Genomic DNA, 15,934 nt, shown 5'->3' on the forward strand with positions numbered 1-15,934 from the left:
AGGGCCGGCATCACCACGAAGAACACCATGATGAGGCCGTGGCTCGTGACCATCACGTTGAAGGTCTGCGGATTCGAGAAGAGCTGCAGCCCGGGCTCCTGGAGCTCGATGCGCATCAGGATCGACAGCCCCGCCCCGACCAGCCCGGCCGTGAAGGCAAAGAGCAGGTAGAGCGTGCCGATGTCCTTGTGGTTGGTCGAGTAAAACCAGCGGCGCCAGAACGGGGGAGCGCCGTGATGGTCTGCGTGGGCAGCGTCAGCAGCTGTGGCCATAATGTGAGACCCTATGGTTTGTTCTTACCTAATTGCGATCATTGAGCGTTGGCGACGCGGGTCGGGGCAGGGACGGCAGCGTATTTCTGCTTCGCTTCCGCGAGCCATGCAGAATATTGCTGCTCGCTGACGACACGCACTGCGATCGGCATGTAGGGGTGGCCGTTACCGCAGAGCTCGGAGCACTGGCCGTAATAGATCCCCTCGCGATCGGCCTTGAACCAGGTCTCGTTCAAGCGCCCCGGAACGGCATCGACCTTGATGGCGAAGGCGGGCACTGCGAAGGAGTGGAGGACGTCGGCCGACGTGACCTGCACTTTGACGACCTTGTTGACCGGCACGACCATCTCGTTGTCGACGGCCAGGAGACGCAGCTGACCCGGCTGCAGATCAGACTCCGGAACCATGTTGGAATCGAACTTGAAGCCGCCCTGATCGGCCGGGTACTCGTAACCCCAGTACCACGAATACCCGGTCGTCTTCACGACGACATCGGCCTGCGGGATGACGAGTTGCTCACGAAGAAGCCGGAAGGACGGAATCGCGATTGCGACGAGGATCGCGACGGGCGCGACCGTCCAGGCGACCTCGAGTAGCGTATTGTGAGTCGTTCTGGCCGGGACGGGATTCTTATCCTCGCGGAATCTGACGATGACGATGGCTAGCAGAACACCGACGAGCAGGCAGATCCCGGTGATGATCCAGAGAAGGAGATCGTGAAAGCTTCTCACGCCGCGGCCGAGCTCCGTCACCTGGCCCTGCATGTTCATCTGCCATTCCGACGGAACACCGGTGCCGGCAACCGCCACACCCCCCATTGCGGCGAGCAGGACTCCCGCTGTGGCCAACCGCTTCATTGAATTTCGTCCAGCCCTCTCGATCCGCATCATCGGATTCTCTGCGCTCCTATCTGCTGGTGAGGGCCGGCCGGAAAACGCGTCATCCTGAGAGCGGACGAGCAAAATCGGACCGGGGTCCGGCCTTCACCCATGACCGGCGTGTATGATCACAGGATAAGCTCTAGCGCAACGGTTCAAAGATTTGATTCATGCGTCATAACCGCCCCTTGCGGAATGCCTGAATTCATCGATCCGGAAGGGTTTCGGAGCCGACTTCGCAAAAGGCCTTCGCTTGACAGACCCCGTAGCCCATGGTCGGAACGCGCCGAGAAGGTCGGCTGAGGGAATGTTGCTAGCACCCGGAAGCGGGGCGACAGGCATTCGGCTTCGTCGATCCTATGGACGAACACGGGCCGGATGGCCAGTCACGCCGCCGGAACGGTGCAGTCACCGCACCCGGGATTGACGGAGAGGGCTGTGAACCTGTTGCGAAATCTACTCGCGGGCCTCGCGGCTCTGGTCGCGTCGGCCGCAGCGGCGCCTCAAGCCGCACTGGCGCAGGGCGCCGTGAAGAACACTTTCGGAGATTGGCAGCTGCGCTGCGAGACACCGGCAGGAGCGCAGGCCGAGCAATGCGCGCTCGTGCAGAACGTCGCGGCCGAGGATCGGCCCAATATCAGCCTCGTCGTTATCATCCTCAAGACGGCCGACGGCAAGAGCCGGTTACTGCGGGTCGTCGCGCCTCTGGGCGTTCTGCTCCCCTCCGGACTCGGTCTCAGGATCGACCAGACCGATATTGGCCGGGCCGGTTTCGTGCGCTGCCTGACGAGCGGTTGCGTCGCCGAGGTCGTGATGGAGGACAGTCTCATCGATCAACTCCGGAGCGGGCAGCACGCGACCTTCGTCGTCTTCCAGACTCCGGAGGAGGGCATCGGCATCCCGATCTCGCTTGAGGGCTTCGGCGCCGGCTTTGACGCCCTGCCGTGAGTGAGAATACGGGCCTTGGCACGAAGATGGGGAGACGAGCATGAGACCGTTGGGTTTGGCGTTCAGCATCGCGGCCGTGACTGCCTTGAGCGGCTGTAATTCGTCCGGGAGCGGGCAGAGCGTGCTCGATACGCTTCTCTATGCCGGATTCACGCCTCCCCCGATCCAGGAGACTCGGGCAGAGGATCTGTACTGTCCGGCCGTCGAGGTCACCGAGGGCGGTGCCGCGCTGCAATCCTATGCGGGCGGGCGCGTCGGGGATGCGCAGGCGCTGCGCAACCAGATCGCCCTCGGCCAGCTTGCCCGTGAGTGCTCTCCAGGGCCCGACGGAGCGACCATCGTGAAAGTCGGGGTCGAGGGGCGCGCCCTCATCGGCGCCGGCGGGACTTCGGGGCGGTTCGACGTGCCGCTCCGCGTTCAAATCAAGGATGGAGACACCGTCATCGCCAACCGGCTGCGTCAGACCAGCGTGACGATCCCGAGCGGCCAGACGCAGGGCTCGTTCGTCTTCGTCGAGGACGGAATCGTCGTGCCGCCGGCCGCCGCCAACCGCTTCACCATCGAGGTCGCGCTGGCGAGACGTTGACAGGAACGGCCGTGGGCTCCAGAGGATAGAACAGCCGCTGATCCCCGCGGGAGAGTCCGGGCTCATCGCCCGGCGCCGAAGGCGCAACCGCCCCGGAAACGCTCAGGCCAAAGGACCGCGCGGGAGCTGGCACTCTGGAAAGCGACGCTTCGCAAGGGGCGTCCACCGACGGGGGTAACCCTCTCTGATGCGAGGGGAAATCTCTCAGGTCACGGGACAGAGGGGGCGCGAAGCGGGCCGGAAGGCCCGGTTTGACGCGTCTCTAACGAGGACCCGATGGCCGAACTCGCCGCCTCCGAGGCATCGCTTTTCCACACGCCGCTCCATGCCGAGCATCTGGCACTTGGCGCGAAGATGGTCCCTTTCGCCGGTTACAATATGCCGGTGCAATATCCGACCGGGATTTTGACCGAGCATCTCTGGACACGGGATCATGCAGGCTTGTTCGATGTCTCGCATATGGGACAGGCCTTCCTCATCGGGCCCGATCACGCGACGACGGCAAGGGCTCTCGAGGCGCTCGTGCCGGCCGACGTCACGGCATTGGCACCTGGCCGGCAGCGCTATTCTCAACTGCTGAGCGAGGACGGCGGGATTCTCGACGACCTCATGATCACGCGCCCCGCGGATACTGCGGAGGACGGCCGCCTTATGCTCGTGGTGAACGCCGCAATGAAGGAGGCCGATTACGCTCACATCGAGGCCCATCTTCCTTCGGATGTGCGGCTCGTTCGTGTCTACGACCGGGCTCTCCTCGCATTGCAGGGGCCGGCCGCCGAGGCGGCGCTCGCGAAGCTCGCCCCCGAGGTCGTCGACATGGCCTTCATGAGCGCACACCCGGCCAGGGTGGGCGACATCGACGCCTATGTCTCTCGCTCCGGCTATACCGGCGAGGACGGTTTCGAGATTTCGGCGCCTGCCGAGCGCGCGGTGGAGGTTTGGCGGGCCTTGCTCGCGGATCCGGAGGTGAAGCCGATCGGGCTCGGGGCCAGGGATTCCCTGCGCCTGGAAGCCGGGCTCTGCCTCTACGGCCACGACATCGGTCCGACGACCTCGCCCGTCGAGGCGGGCTTGCTCTGGTCTATCCAGAAGCGTCGGCGGGAGGAGGGAGGTTTTCCCGGCGCGGACCGCGTGAGGCGCGAGATTGCGGAGGGTCCGCAGCGCATACGCGTCGGACTGCGGCCGGAGGGACGTGCCCCGGCTCGCGAAGGTGTCGTCATTACGACGCCCGACGGCCGGGAGGTGGGCATCGTCACTTCCGGCGGATTCGGCCCCAGTGTGAACGGCCCCGTGGCCATGGGCTACGTCTCCCCGGACGTTTCGACACCCGGAACCGAGCTTCATCTGATTGTTCGGGGGAAGCCGATCCCCGCCCGGATCGCGCCCATGCCGTTCACACCACATCGATATCGCCGCTAACCCGGATTCCGCGGCAGCCAGCAACGAGAGGGAGGACACGATGACCACGCGTTACACGAAGGATCACGAATACGTCCGGGTCGAGGGCGACACCGGCGTGATCGGAATTACGGATTATGCGCAGCAACAATTGGGCGACGTTGTTTACGTTGAGCTGCCGAGCGTCGGGAAGACGGTCAACAAGGGAGACGAGGCCGCGGTTGTCGAAAGCGTCAAGGCGGCGAGCGAAGTCTATGCCCCGGTCTCCGGCGAAGTCGTTGCCGTCAACAGCGAGCTCGAGGGTGCTCCGGCAACCATCAACGAGGATGCTGCAGGCCGCGGGTGGTTCATGAAGATCAAGCTGAAGGATCCGGCCGAGCTCGATGCTCTCATGAGCGAGGAGCAATACCAAGCTTTCCTGAAATCGATCTCCTGATCGCGGCAAGCGCCTCTCCAGGGATGTAAAGACACAATGCGTTACCTGCCTCTCTCCGACACCGACCGCACCGAGATGCTCGCACGCATCGGAGTCGGGCAAGTCGACGACCTGTTCGCCGATGTCCCGTCCGATCGTCTGCTGCGCGAACCGGTCGACCTGCCGCGGCGCCGGGGAGAGCTCGAGGTCGAGCGCATCCTCGGCCGCATGGCGGCACGGAACATTCCGGCCTCATCGGTACCGTTCTTCGTCGGCGCGGGCGCCTACAAGCATCATGTGCCGGCGACGGTCGATCATCTCATCCAGCGTTCGGAATTCCTGACGAGCTACACGCCGTACCAGCCGGAAATCGCGCAGGGCACGCTGCAATACCTCTTCGAATTCCAGACTCAGGTTGCGCGACTGACCGGCATGGAAGTCGCGAATGCATCGATGTACGACGGCTCGACCGGGACCGGCGAAGCCGTGTTGATGGCTCACCGGCTCACCAAGCGCCGGAAGGCCATCCTCTCGGGCGCACTGCACCCGCACTATGCAGCGGTCGTTCGCACGCTCTCCGACATGGCGGGCGACGAGGTGGTCACGCTTCCGGCCGATGTCAGCGCAACGGAGGATCTCGCTGCGAGCATCGACGACACCGTTTCCTGCGTCGTCGTGCAGACGCCCGACGCGTTCGGGAATCTGCGGGATCTCTCGGCGATTGCCGAAGCTGCGCACCGCCATGGAGCCTTGTTGATCGCCGTCTTCACGGAGGCGGTGTCGCTTGGCCTCGTCCGCGCCCCGGGCGCCATGGGTGCCGACATCGTCGTCGGCGAGGGTCAGTCGATCGGCAATGCCCTCAATTTTGGCGGCCCCTATGTGGGCCTCTTCGCGACGCGCTCCCGCTTCGTGCGCCAGATGCCGGGACGGTTGTGCGGTGAAACCGTCGATGCGGACGGACAGCGCGGATTCGTGCTCACCCTTTCGACGCGCGAGCAGCACATCCGCCGCGACAAGGCCACCTCGAATATCTGCACCAATTCAGGGCTGTGCAGTCTCGCCTTCACGATTCACATGACGCTTCTCGGCGAAGCGGGCCTGCGTCGTCTCGCGCGAATCAACCATGCGAATACGGTAAAGCTCGCCGGGATTCTCGCGGCGGTGCCCGGCGTCGAGGTGCTCAACAAGAGCTTCTTCAACGAATTCACGGTGCGCCTGCGCCGTCCGGCCGCCGAGACCGTCGAGCGGCTGGCCGAGCGCGGCATCCTTGGGGGAGTTCCGGTCTCGCGCTTGCTGCCCGGCGCCGGGCTCGACGACCTGCTTCTCCTCGCCTCGACCGAGGTCAACACCGACGACGATCGCGCTGCACTCGCAGCAGCTCTCGAGGACGTCCTCTAATGCTCAACCGTCAGGGTCGCCCGACCGCTTTGAACGATACCGATGGTATTGACGTGAAGTCGTCGACGTTCACCGGAAACCGCGCGCTCGCGCAGATCGAGCCGCTGATCTTCGAAATCGGCCGTCCAGAGACGACCGGCGTCGATTTCGATGAGCCGGACGATTTCGAATCTCGACTTGGCGGGCTGGAACGCCAGGACCCGATCGGTCTTCCCGGGCTTTCGGAGCCCGAGACGATGCGGCATTACGTGCGCCTGTCGCAGATGAATTACGGGATCGATACGGGCCTGTTCCCGCTCGGCTCCTGCACGATGAAGCACAATCCGCGCCTGAACGAACGCATGGCGCGTCTGCCGGGCTTTGCGGACATTCACCCGCTTCAACCTGTTTCGACCGTCCAGGGCGCCCTCGAGCTGATGGACGAGCTCGCGCGCTATCTCCTGACGCTCACGGGCATGAGCGCCGTTGCGCTCTCGCCCAAGGCCGGAGCCCACGGCGAGCTCTGCGGCATGATGGCGATCAAGGCCGCCATCGAGGCCCGCGGGGAGGGCGCAACGCGTCGAACCGTTCTCGTCCCTGATTCGGCGCACGGTACTAATCCGGCAACCGCTGCGCTGATCGGCTTCGTCGTGAAGGCCGTTCCCGCGCGAGCCGACGGGACCGTCCATGTCGATGACGTGCGCGCGCTGCTCGGGCCCGACATCGCTGCGATCATGCTTACGAACCCGAATACCTGCGGGCTGTTCGAACCGCAGATCGTCGAGATCGCCGCGGCGATCCACGAAGCGGGCGGCTACTTCTACTGCGACGGCGCAAACTTCAACGCGATCGTCGGCAAGGTGAGGCCGGGCGATCTCGGCATCGACGCCATGCACATCAACCTGCACAAAACCTTCTCGACTCCGCACGGCGGCGGCGGCCCCGGCTCCGGACCAGTCGTGCTGTCCGATCGGCTCGCGAGCTTTGCGCCCGTGCCGTTCGTGCATCGCGATGGTAACGAATTCACTCTCGTCGAAAACAAGAATGATCCCGCAGCCGTACAGTCGTTTGGGCGCATCACGGCATTCCATGGGCAGATGGGCATGTATGTCCGTGCGCTGGCCTTCATGCTGTCCCATGGTTCGGACGGGATGAGGCAGGCCTCGGAGGACGCCGTCCTCAATGCCAATTATGTACGGGCCGGCTTGTCAGATCTGCTCTCGCAGCCATTCGGTGACAGGCCGTGCATGCACGAGGTGCTGTTCGACGACGCTTGGCTCAAGGACACGGGCGTGACGACCCTCGACGTCGCGAAGGCGCTCATCGACGAGGGCTATCATCCCATGACGATGTATTTCCCGCTCGTCGTGCACGGCGCGATGCTCATCGAGCCGACCGAATCGGAATCGAAGGCCTCGCTCGATCTGTTTATCGCCACGATGCGTGATCTCGCGATGAGCGCAAAGCGAGGCGAGACCGAGCGCTTCTCCGGAGCCCCATATTACGCCCCGCGCCGGCGGCTCGACGAGACCCGGGCAGCCCGCAATCCGATCCTGACCTACACGCCACCGCAGCCGGTTGCGGAGGCAGCGGAGTAGGGACGTTCACCTGAGCGCCGGGGAGTCTCCGCGCTCACCGCCAAGGGCCTTCCAGCGGAGGGCCACGCGATGTGCTGTCATGCTTGCCCGTCGCTGTTGAGAGCCAGTGCAGCACCTTGCGTAGCCCTGGATTGCCTCAGTTTTTTCGCAATGCCGCAGTGGGTCTGGCACCACTTCCGCTCCCGGCCCTGCTCCTCGCGTCCTCATGCCCTCTTCGTCACTGCGAGCGGAGCGAAGCAATCCAGGAGCGCATCCGTCGAGGGGTAGATTGCTTCGCCTGCGGCTCGCAATGACGAGGAGGCGGCGGAAAGGGCTGTGTATCACCCCTAGAATTCGGCCGCAGGAATCGGATCGCGCGGCGCCCGCGCGTTCTTCTATGCTTCGCGCCGGACAATTGCGGAAAGCCCAAGTGACCTTATCACCGATCAATCGTTCGATGTCGCCGCGCGAATGGGGAATGCTCCTCGTCCTCTCGTTGCTCTGGGGTGGCTCGTTTCTCTTCACAGGAATTGCTGTCAGGGAACTGCCGGCCTTCACCATCGTCGTCCTGCGGGTTGGGCTCGCAGCCCTGGTTCTTCATGTGTTCGTCCGGGCCATAGGCCTCCGCATGCCGTGGGATCGCCATCTCTGGGCTGCATTCTTCGGCATGGGGCTTTTGAACAACGTTGTCCCGTTTTCGCTCATCGTCTGGGGGCAGAGCCATATCGCGAGTGGGCTTGCTTCGATTCTGAACGCGATAGCTCCGCTGTTTACGGTGATCGTTGCTCAGTTCCTGACAGCCGACGAGAAGATGACTGGCAACCGACTGGCAGGCGTTATCATCGGGTTTGCCGGTGTCGTCGTGATGATCGGGCCGGCCGCGGTCCACAGTCTCGGCACGAATATTGTCGCCCAGTTTGCGTGTCTGACTGCCGCGCTCTGTTACGCGTTTGCGAGTGTATTCGGTCGCCGTTTTCGAAATCTCGGTATTGCGCCCGTGGTGACGGCAACGGGGCAGGTCACCGCCTCGACGATCATTCTGATTCCGATCGTGCTCCTGATCGACCGGCCATGGACTCTGGCTGCTCCTAGCCTGTCGACCTGGGGGGCTGTCATTGCGATTGCGACGCTGTCGACAGCACTCGCCTACATTCTCTACTTCCGCATTCTGGCAACGGCGGGAGCCACCAACATCCAGCTCGTCACCTTCCTGATCCCGGTCAGCGCCATTCTTTTCGGTTCATTCGTCCTGGGCGAGCGGCTCGACCCGAAGCACTTCGCGGGAATGGGCCTGATCGGCCTAGGTCTCGCAGCAATCGATGGACGGCTGCTGCGGCTTGTCCTCTCGGCATTCTCCCGAAAGGCGGCACCCTCGGCGTGAGTCGGGTCTCGCGGACAGGGGCCCACGTCAGCAATTGCTGCACTGCTTTCCCGCCCGCCAAAACGAAAACGGCCGCTCGGGAGCGGCCGCATCGCAGGTAAGCTTGGTTTTGGAAGCGGTTTACTGCAGCTTCGCCTTCACGTCACCGAGGCTGCGCTTGACGAACTGCTCGGCCGACGGGCCGCTGATCTCGCCACGGAGTACCTGCTCGGAAGCGCGAATCGCGGCATCGACGGCGGCGGCACGCACTTCGGCAGAAGCCTGCACTTCAGCCTGAGCGATCTTCGCTTCTGCGGCAGCCGTGCGGCGCCGTACGAACTCGGCGAGACGCTCCTGCGACTCGCGCGCGAGACGTTCGGCCTCTTCGCGAGCCGTGGTGACGATCTCCTCGGCCTCTCGTTCGGCTGCGGCCCGCTTCGCCTCGAACTCCTTGAGAAGGCGTTCGGCATCCTCGCGCAGACGACGGGCCTCGGCGAGTTCGTCCGAGATTCTCTTCGAGCGGCTGTCGAGGGAGTTCAGAACGTAGCTGGGCACTCCGTAATAGTAGAGGACCCCGAGGAAGATCACGAAAGCAACGGCGACCCAGAATTCGGCGCTCGAGAACATGTTTCGGTCTCCTCAAGCTCTGGTCTGGTCGAGAGCCGCTTCGACGGCCTTCGGCGCAGGCGCGCGTCCGGTGATGTGCTCGACGATCGCGGTTGCGGTGTCGAGCGCGATCGCGCGGACATTGCCCATCGCATTGGCCTTGCGACTCGTGATCGTGGCTTCTGCCTCGGCCATGCGCTCTGCGAGATCGGCTTCGACGACCTTTTGCTTGGCCTCGGTCTCCGCCGTAAGGCGATCGTGAGTTTCCTGTGCCAGCTTTTGCGCCCTCGCCTTCGCTTCGGAGAGCGACTTCTCGTAGGCAACGCCTGCCTGTTCCGCCCGCGTCTTCATCGCAGCGGCCTCGTCGAGGTCGCGAGCGATCGTCGAGCGGCGGTTTTCGATGATCCCGCTCAACTGAGGAAGCACGATCTTCGAGAGCACAACGTAGAGGGCTCCGAAGGTGATCGCGAGCCAGAGCAGCTGGACTCCGTATGTTTCCGTCTCGAAAGGCGGGAACCCGACGTGCTCGGCGGCGTCGCCCGGCGCGGTGGCGCCGGTATAGGTAACTTCAGCCATCGCCGTGATCCTGGATGGTAAGCCAGCCTGATAGCAATGACGGCGGCCAAGCCGCCGTCATTGTCCTGCGGGTGGAGTGTGCTCCACCCTCCCGATCATGTCGCGTCTTCAGGTGAAGAGCAGAACGAGAGCGACGACGAGGCAGAAGATCCCGAGACCTTCCGACAGCGCCGCGCCGATGAATGCGCGGGCGAACTGGCCGTCGGCTGCGGACGGATTACGCAGAGCGCCCGAGAGGAAGTTGCCGAAGATGTTGCCGACGCCCATGGCGGCGAGGCCCATGCCAATGCAGGCGAGGCCTGCGCCGAGAAACTTGAAAGCAGTCGGGTCCATCGTGATCTCCTAGAGGACAGTGATGATCGGGGAGGAAAGAGGACGGCGCGCTCTGGCCTAGTGGCCGGGATGAAGCGCGTCGTTGAGGTAGATGCAGGTCAACACCATGAAGACATAGGCCTGCAGGGCGGCGACGAAGATTTCGAACGCCGTGAGCGCGACCGCCATGAGGAGCGGAAGCGGAGCGAGGACCGCCAGGAGACCGCCCGCAGCGCCGAGCGACACCACGAAGCCGCCGAAGACCTTCAGGGCGATATGGCCCCCCAGCATATTGGCGAAGAGGCGGAGCGAGAGAGAGATCGGTCGCGAGAGGAACGAGATCACCTCGATCACGACAATGGCGGGCAAGAGCCAGGCAGGAACGCCGGAAGGGACGAACAGCCCCAGGAAATGGCTGCCGTGCTTCATGAAGCCATAGATCACGACGGTGCCGATCACCAGCAGCGCGAGTGCGAACGTGACGATGATATGGCTCGTGACGGTGAAGAAGCCCGGAATCATCCCGAGCAGATTTGCCGTCAGCACGAAGGCGAAGAGGGAGAACACGAACGGAAAGAATTTCATCCCCTCTTCGCCGGCGGAATTTCGCACCGTGTTGGCGACGAAGTCGTGCAGCATTTCCGCGATGGACTGCGCCCTTCCGGGGATAACGGCCCGGTGGCGCGAGGCCAGCATGAGGCCGCCGACGACGACGCCGGTCGCGACGACCATGAACAGCGCCGAGTTCGTGAAGCCGAGCGCCGGGATGATGGGCTTGATCTGGAATTGTTCGATCGGGCTCGCCATTGCGCTCGCTCTGCGGGATGTGTTCAATCGCTCACGTGGCTCGCAGGAGGAGCCTTATTGCTTGTCGTCATCGTACCGCGCGGGCTTGACCACACCGGCAGCCCGCATCAGGTTGAGCATCCCGGCACAGAAGCCGAGGATGAGACAAACAATAAGCCCCCACGGGGAGGAGCCGAACAGCTTGTCGACGAGCCAACCGACGATCCCGCCGGCAGCCACACCCGAGACGAATTCGGCCGAGAGCCTGAAGGCTTGGCCGAGAGCGGTCGAGTCGGACGGCGCGCGGGTGCGAGATTGCGTGTTTTCCCGCCGATCCGCGGTTGCCTTGCCAAGCCGCGCATCGAGGGATTTCAGTCTCGCCGACAGGTCGGCTTCGTCGGAACTGGTCGACTTCGCACCTTCCTGATCCGGCCGCCCGGTGGGATCCGCCATGGCGTTCTCCTCGTCAGCGGCTGAGTCAAAAGGCACGAAACCCGGCCCCGAAAGCCGCGCGCAACATATTGAGGGGGGTCCCCCCTGTCAAGACAGACAGAAAAACACCTAAGTATTTGTCAGGCAAGTAAATTCACTGATTTTCGGGTGCCGAGCGCGGCGCACGTCGCACCATCATGCACAGACGCGGCTCAGGAGGCCTCGCGGATCGTCTCCGCGGCTTCGAGGCTGACGGAGACGAGTTGCGACACGCCGCGCTCCGCCATCGTCACGCCGAAGAGACGGTTCATCCGCGCCATCGTGATCGGATTGTGCGTGATCACGACAAACCGGGTTTCCGTCTGCCTGGCCATCTCCTCGAGCAGATCGCAATAGCGCTCGACATTCGCGTCATCGAGCGGAGCGTCGACCTCGTCCAGAACGCAGATCGGCGACGGATTCGTGAGGAAGACCGCGAAGATCAGGGCCGTCGCCGTGAGGGCCTGCTCGCCGCCGGAGAGCAGCGTCATCGATTGCGGCTTCTTGCCGGGAGGCCGTGCGAGAATCTCCAGGCCCGCCTCCAGCGGATCGTCCGAATCGATGAGCGTCAGTTCTGCGGTTCCTCCCCCGAACAGGGTCGTGAAGAGCTGCTGGAAATGGGCGTTCACAGTGCCGAAAGCAGCGAGGAGCCTCTCGCGTCCCTCCCGATTGAGGCTGCCGATCGCGTGTCGCAAGCGCTTGATGGCTTCGACGAGATCGTCGCGTTCGTGAGTGATGCTGTCGAATTTGGTCGTCAGCTCGCCGAGTTCCTCGTCCGCCCGCAAGTTGACCGCACCGAGACGCTCGCGGTCGCCTCTGAGCGATTGCAACCGCGCTTCTGCTTCGGCCGCGGAGGGCAGGGTGGTCTCCGATTTCAGGCCTGCAAGTTCGATGAGACCGACCGGCGTCGTTCCGAGATTCTCGGCAATCGCATGCGTGATTTCCGCCATCCGGCGTGTTGCAGCCTCGTGGCGCGCCTGACTTCCGGCCCGAGCCTCACGAGCGGTCGCCAGAGCCTCGAGGGCTGCACGAGCAGCCCGGTCTGTTTCCGCGAGCGCCGTTTCGCCGTCCGCGAGTTGGTCGGCTGCTTCCTTTCGGCGTGCCTCGGCCGCTTCGATCTCCGTGGTCAGGGACCGTCGCCGGAGCAGATGCGTGTTCGGGGCTTCGAGGAGCGCTTGGTATTCGTCGCGTGCCCTGGCGCGTCGGCCCTCGATATCGGAAGCGGCAGCTCTGGCGCGCGCAGCACGCTGCGTCCACGACCCGATCTCGGCCGCGATCGCCTCCTCCCTGCGCCGGCGCAGCTGAGCCTCATGCCGGAGGGCCTGCAGGCTGGCCCGGGCTTCCGCGGCTGCGGCACGCCGCTCGCCGACCCGAGCGCGCTCCTCGAGAAGCTGGCCTTCGAGGTCCGGCGCCGGAGCGAGATCCTCGAGAGCATGGCGAGAGGCCTCGAGACGGCCGAGGGCTTCCGCTTCGTTCGCGGCAATTCGGGCGAGGCCTTCCTGCAGCGCTGACCGGCGTGACGACAGTTCCGCCTCGCGGCGCTCCGCTGCGGCAAGCCGCGAGCGAACCGAGTCGAGCGCGGAGCGGGCGTGCCGCGCGGCCTCGATGGCCTGAGCCTCTGCCGCGGCCGCATTGCGGATGGCAACCTGCGCAACCTCGGCTTCCGCGCGGAAATTCTCGCACGCTTCCCGAGCCTCCGCGGCCTCGACCTCCAGATCGCCGAGGCGATTTTTCTCGGCCAGACGGCGGGCTGCCGCGGAGGGAGCTTCGGCTGCTGCCGTGAAACCGTCCCACCGCCAGACATCTCCCTCACGGGACACGAGCCGCTGACCCGGGCGGAGCGCCTCTCGGAAGCGGGCCCCCTCGACTCGTGCCACGACACCGATCTGGCGAAGCCGCCGTAGGAGGGCAGGGGGGGCGGAGGCGACCTCCGCGAGCGCCATTACGCCTTCAGGAAGCGGCGGATCCTCTTCACCCGGACCGGTATCGACCCAATGCGCGGGAGCCGAGACGTTGGTCGAGGCCTCAAGATCATCACCTAGCGCCGCGCCGAGCGCGGTCTCGAAGCCTTTCGCGACTCGGATCGAATCGAGCGCCGGAGACCACAGATCCCCGGTGGTGCCGGTGAGGAGCTTCGCGAGAGTTCGGACCTCCGTCTCGAGCCGCTGGGCCCGACGCTCCGCCTCGGCGAGCGGGCCACGCGAGCGGGTCTCGGCTTCGCGCGCCGCCGCGAGAGTTGCGCGCGCGCCCATCACCCTCTCTTCAGCATCATTCGCGGCCTGCTCGGCTGCCTCGGCCTCCTCCCGAAGGGATTCGGGCGAGGGGCCGTCGCCGGCGCTCGTGAGCAACGCCGTGAGATCCCGCTCGATTCGGCCCTTCTCGGCTGCGAAGCGGGCCGCGCGGTCCTGTTCCTCCCGAACCGACCGCTCGAGAGCGGCGCGGCGCGCATTGAGGTCCGAGATCTGGCCCTGCAGTGCGGAAAGAGATGCTTCTGCGGCAGCGAGTTCCTCCTCGAACTCGGCGACGCGCGACGCGCTCTCCGTCTCTTCCTCGTTCGCACTCTCCAGCGTTGCTGCGATTTCGGCCGCCTCGGATTGGAGCCGCTCGATGGTGGTTGCTGCGTCGGTCTGCTGCGACTGCTCCCGCATGAGGTCGCGGTCGAGATCGGCGAGATGGCGTTCGAGCTCGCTCTGCCGCTCCTTGGCGCGCCGTTCCTCCGCATCGAGTTCGCTGCGGGCATGGTTGAGCCGCTGCAAGGCCGCTGTCGCGGCGGCCTCGGCCTCGCGCAAGGCCGGAAGCGCATGGGCCGCCACTGCCTGCGCGGTCGCGGCGCGCGTCTGCTCTTCGGTGCACTCCGCGACCCTTCTGAGGTCCTCGGCGACCTGGTGCTCCGCCTCGGCCGAATCCTCTCGGGCCTCGGCGAACTGGATCGCCAGAATCAGGGCCTCGAGCCGCCGGATCTCGGCCGAGATGTTCTTGTAGCGGGAGGCCTGCCGGCCCTGCCTCTTGAGGCTGTCGATCTGCGACGACAACTCGCGAAGGACGTCCTCCACACGCAGGAGGTTGTCCTCCGCGGCCTTGAGGCGGAGCTCCGCCTCGTGACGGCGGGCGTGGAGGCCCGCGATGCCCGCAGCATCTTCCAGAATGCGGCGGCGCGCCTGGGGCTTCGCGGCAATGATCTCGCTGATCTGCCCCTGACGGACGAGGGCCGGCGAACGGGAGCCGGTCGCGGCATCGGCGAACAGGAGCTGCACGTCGCGCGCGCGGACCTCTCGCCCGTTCACGCGGTAGGTCGATCCTTCCTCCCGTTCGATCTTGCGGGAGACTTCGAGCTGGTCGGAATCGTTGAAAGCTGCAGGGGCGGTTCGATCGTCGTTCTCGATCGTGAGCATCACCTCGGCGGCGTTGCGCGCCGGCCGAGTACCGGACCCGGAGAAGATCACGTCGTCCATGCCCGTCGCGCGCATGTTCTTGTGAGAGCTTTCGCCCATCACCCAGCGCAGGGCTTCGACGAGATTGGACTTGCCGCACCCATTGGGGCCAACGACCCCTGTGAGACCCGGCTCGATCAGAAAATCCGTCGGTTCGACGAAGGTCTTGAACCCGACGATCCGCAGGCGCGTGAGCTTCATCGGCGCGCCTGGACCTGCGCCGTTCCGTGGTGGAACGGCGATCCTATAGACTTAGGCGCCAAGCATCGGCTTGATGATCTTCTCGAGCTCATCGATGGACATGTTGCCGGCGAAGCGCTGGCCGTTGATGAAGAAAGTGGGGGTCGAGTCCACCTTGAAGGCCTCCATACCCCGGTTCTTCACGGTGTTCACCGCGTCATAAAGCTTCTGATCGCGCAAGCAGGAATCGAATTTCTCTTGTGAAAAACCGGCTTGGCGCATCATCTGCCGCAGAGCGTCGAGCGGCTTGTCGGTAAAGGCCCAGGCCCGCTGCTGCTGAAACAGCATGTCGACGATCGCATAATATTTCGAGTCTCCATCGCACCGGGCGAGCATGAAGCCGGCCGTGGCGAGCGGATCGAGCGGGAATTCCCGCAGCACATACCGAACCTTCCCGGTATCGATATAGCGCTCCTTCAGAGCCGGATAGGTTTCCTTATGGAAGGCGGCGCAATGGGAGCAGGTCAGCGACGCATATTCGATGATCGTGACCTTTGCATCGGGAGCGCCCTGGGCGGCGTCTCCGAGCGGGCCCGGCACGGCGAGGTCCTGCATCGACACGTTTTGCGCGAGAGCAGGGAAATACGAGCTCAGAAGAGCCAGGGCGGCTCCCGAGCCAATGAGCGCGAGTGTCTGACGCCGGGTAATCATATACTTGCTCCCCTAACTCCTGAGCGGTTCTGCATTTGGGTAGTTCCGGA

16 protein-coding genes and 1 riboswitch are annotated in these 15,934 nt (G+C 64.5%); of the genes, 7 read left to right on the forward strand and 9 right to left on the reverse strand.

All coding sequences use genetic code 11. From position 1 onward, the window contains the following. Positions 1 to 272, reverse strand: a 272-nt coding sequence (locus BN1233_RS25840; RefSeq protein WP_048708198.1) for a cbb3-type cytochrome c oxidase subunit I, incomplete at its 3' end; no start/stop codon positions are given. A 38-nt stretch (positions 273 to 310) separates the two neighbouring features. After that, on the reverse strand, positions 311 to 1,159 hold the full coding sequence (coxB, locus tag BN1233_RS25845; protein WP_046866598.1) for a cytochrome c oxidase subunit II: 849 nt from the start codon (positions 1,157 to 1,159) through the stop codon (positions 311 to 313). 369 nt (positions 1,160 to 1,528) lie between these two features. Here coxB and BN1233_RS25850 point away from each other — a divergent pair, with 369 nt between their 5' ends. The 7 genes from BN1233_RS25850 (at position 1,529) to BN1233_RS25880 (ending at position 8,832) form a co-directional block, all read left to right on the forward strand. Beyond that, entirely contained in the window at positions 1,529 to 2,098 is a 570-nt protein-coding gene (locus BN1233_RS25850; RefSeq protein WP_082145650.1) for an invasion associated locus B family protein, read from the forward strand. A 40-nt stretch (positions 2,099 to 2,138) separates the two neighbouring features. Further along, positions 2,139 to 2,684, forward strand: a complete 546-nt coding sequence (locus BN1233_RS25855) for a hypothetical protein (protein WP_053086445.1) — start codon at positions 2,139 to 2,141, stop codon at positions 2,682 to 2,684. Between the two features lie 37 nt (positions 2,685 to 2,721). Next, a riboswitch (glycine riboswitch) is annotated at positions 2,722 to 2,812 on the forward strand. A gap of 148 nt (positions 2,813 to 2,960) precedes the next feature. Next, positions 2,961 to 4,103 (forward strand): glycine cleavage system aminomethyltransferase GcvT, encoded by a 1,143-nt coding sequence (gene gcvT / locus BN1233_RS25860; RefSeq protein ID WP_046866475.1) that lies wholly within the window; start codon positions 2,961 to 2,963, stop codon positions 4,101 to 4,103. Between the two features lie 40 nt (positions 4,104 to 4,143). Continuing rightward, on the forward strand, positions 4,144 to 4,518 hold the full coding sequence (gene gcvH / locus BN1233_RS25865) for a glycine cleavage system protein GcvH (RefSeq protein ID WP_046866476.1): 375 nt from the start codon (positions 4,144 to 4,146) through the stop codon (positions 4,516 to 4,518). Positions 4,519 to 4,554: 36 nt separating this feature from the next. Then, a complete protein-coding gene (gene gcvPA / locus BN1233_RS25870; protein ID WP_046866477.1) occupies positions 4,555 to 5,895 on the forward strand; it encodes an aminomethyl-transferring glycine dehydrogenase subunit GcvPA in 1,341 nt (446 codons plus the stop codon). Next, positions 5,895 to 7,472: an aminomethyl-transferring glycine dehydrogenase subunit GcvPB gene (gcvPB, locus tag BN1233_RS25875; protein ID WP_046866478.1), complete on the forward strand. Its 1,578-nt coding sequence runs from the start codon at positions 5,895 to 5,897 to the stop codon at positions 7,470 to 7,472. Before gcvPA ends, gcvPB begins: the two co-directional genes overlap by 1 nt. Before the next feature lie 436 nt (positions 7,473 to 7,908). Next, a complete protein-coding gene (locus BN1233_RS25880) occupies positions 7,909 to 8,832 on the forward strand; it encodes a DMT family transporter (RefSeq protein ID WP_046866479.1) in 924 nt (307 codons plus the stop codon). A 120-nt stretch (positions 8,833 to 8,952) separates the two neighbouring features. Here the strand turns inward: BN1233_RS25880 and BN1233_RS25885 are convergent, their stop codons facing one another. The 7 genes from BN1233_RS25885 to BN1233_RS25915 all read right to left on the reverse strand — a co-directional run bounded on the left by BN1233_RS25885 (position 8,953) and on the right by BN1233_RS25915 (position 15,884). After that, entirely contained in the window at positions 8,953 to 9,438 is a 486-nt protein-coding gene (locus tag BN1233_RS25885) for a F0F1 ATP synthase subunit B family protein (protein WP_046866480.1), read from the reverse strand. Between the two features lie 12 nt (positions 9,439 to 9,450). Beyond that, positions 9,451 to 9,993 carry a F0F1 ATP synthase subunit B family protein gene (locus tag BN1233_RS25890; RefSeq protein ID WP_046866481.1) on the reverse strand — a complete coding sequence of 181 codons (543 nt, stop codon included), beginning with the start codon at positions 9,991 to 9,993 and terminating at the stop codon, positions 9,451 to 9,453. A gap of 108 nt (positions 9,994 to 10,101) precedes the next feature. Beyond that, positions 10,102 to 10,326 (reverse strand): F0F1 ATP synthase subunit C, encoded by a 225-nt coding sequence (locus BN1233_RS25895; RefSeq protein WP_046866482.1) that lies wholly within the window; start codon positions 10,324 to 10,326, stop codon positions 10,102 to 10,104. 57 nt (positions 10,327 to 10,383) lie between these two features. Next, positions 10,384 to 11,112, reverse strand: a complete 729-nt coding sequence (locus BN1233_RS25900; protein ID WP_046866483.1) for a F0F1 ATP synthase subunit A — start codon at positions 11,110 to 11,112, stop codon at positions 10,384 to 10,386. 54 nt (positions 11,113 to 11,166) lie between these two features. Continuing rightward, positions 11,167 to 11,544, reverse strand: a complete 378-nt coding sequence (locus BN1233_RS25905) for an AtpZ/AtpI family protein (protein WP_046866484.1) — start codon at positions 11,542 to 11,544, stop codon at positions 11,167 to 11,169. A gap of 191 nt (positions 11,545 to 11,735) precedes the next feature. Continuing rightward, entirely contained in the window at positions 11,736 to 15,194 is a 3,459-nt protein-coding gene (locus BN1233_RS25910; RefSeq protein ID WP_046866485.1) for a chromosome segregation SMC family protein, read from the reverse strand. Positions 15,195 to 15,245: 51 nt separating this feature from the next. Further along, complete coding sequence (locus BN1233_RS25915; RefSeq protein WP_046866486.1) at positions 15,246 to 15,884, reverse strand: DsbA family protein; 639 nt, start codon at positions 15,882 to 15,884, stop codon at positions 15,246 to 15,248. Positions 15,885 to 15,934: the final 50 nt, after the last annotated feature.

Source organism: Microvirga massiliensis (genome assembly GCF_001006805.1).
GTDB classification, from domain to species: domain Bacteria; phylum Pseudomonadota; class Alphaproteobacteria; order Rhizobiales; family Beijerinckiaceae; genus Microvirga; species Microvirga massiliensis.

Bases quoted from the DNA above. Each gene is read 5' to 3' on its own strand.
- coxB (WP_046866598.1), bottom strand. From the start codon at position 1,159: ATGCGGATCGAGAGGGCTGGACGAAATTCAATGAAGCGGTTGGCCACA.
- BN1233_RS25850 (WP_082145650.1), top strand. From the start codon at position 1,529: ATGGCCAGTCACGCCGCCGGAACGGTGCAGTCACCGCACCCGGGATTG.
- BN1233_RS25855 (WP_053086445.1), top strand. From the start codon at position 2,139: ATGAGACCGTTGGGTTTGGCGTTCAGCATCGCGGCCGTGACTGCCTTG.
- gcvT (WP_046866475.1), top strand. From the start codon at position 2,961: ATGGCCGAACTCGCCGCCTCCGAGGCATCGCTTTTCCACACGCCGCTC.
- gcvH (WP_046866476.1), top strand. From the start codon at position 4,144: ATGACCACGCGTTACACGAAGGATCACGAATACGTCCGGGTCGAGGGC.
- gcvPA (WP_046866477.1), top strand. From the start codon at position 4,555: ATGCGTTACCTGCCTCTCTCCGACACCGACCGCACCGAGATGCTCGCA.
- gcvPB (WP_046866478.1), top strand. From the start codon at position 5,895: ATGCTCAACCGTCAGGGTCGCCCGACCGCTTTGAACGATACCGATGGT.
- BN1233_RS25880 (WP_046866479.1), top strand. From the start codon at position 7,909: ATGTCGCCGCGCGAATGGGGAATGCTCCTCGTCCTCTCGTTGCTCTGG.
- BN1233_RS25885 (WP_046866480.1), bottom strand. From the start codon at position 9,438: ATGTTCTCGAGCGCCGAATTCTGGGTCGCCGTTGCTTTCGTGATCTTC.
- BN1233_RS25890 (WP_046866481.1), bottom strand. From the start codon at position 9,993: ATGGCTGAAGTTACCTATACCGGCGCCACCGCGCCGGGCGACGCCGCC.
- BN1233_RS25895 (WP_046866482.1), bottom strand. From the start codon at position 10,326: ATGGACCCGACTGCTTTCAAGTTTCTCGGCGCAGGCCTCGCCTGCATT.
- BN1233_RS25900 (WP_046866483.1), bottom strand. From the start codon at position 11,112: ATGGCGAGCCCGATCGAACAATTCCAGATCAAGCCCATCATCCCGGCG.
- BN1233_RS25905 (WP_046866484.1), bottom strand. From the start codon at position 11,544: ATGGCGGATCCCACCGGGCGGCCGGATCAGGAAGGTGCGAAGTCGACC.
- BN1233_RS25910 (WP_046866485.1), bottom strand. From the start codon at position 15,194: ATGAAGCTCACGCGCCTGCGGATCGTCGGGTTCAAGACCTTCGTCGAA.
- BN1233_RS25915 (WP_046866486.1), bottom strand. From the start codon at position 15,884: ATGATTACCCGGCGTCAGACACTCGCGCTCATTGGCTCGGGAGCCGCC.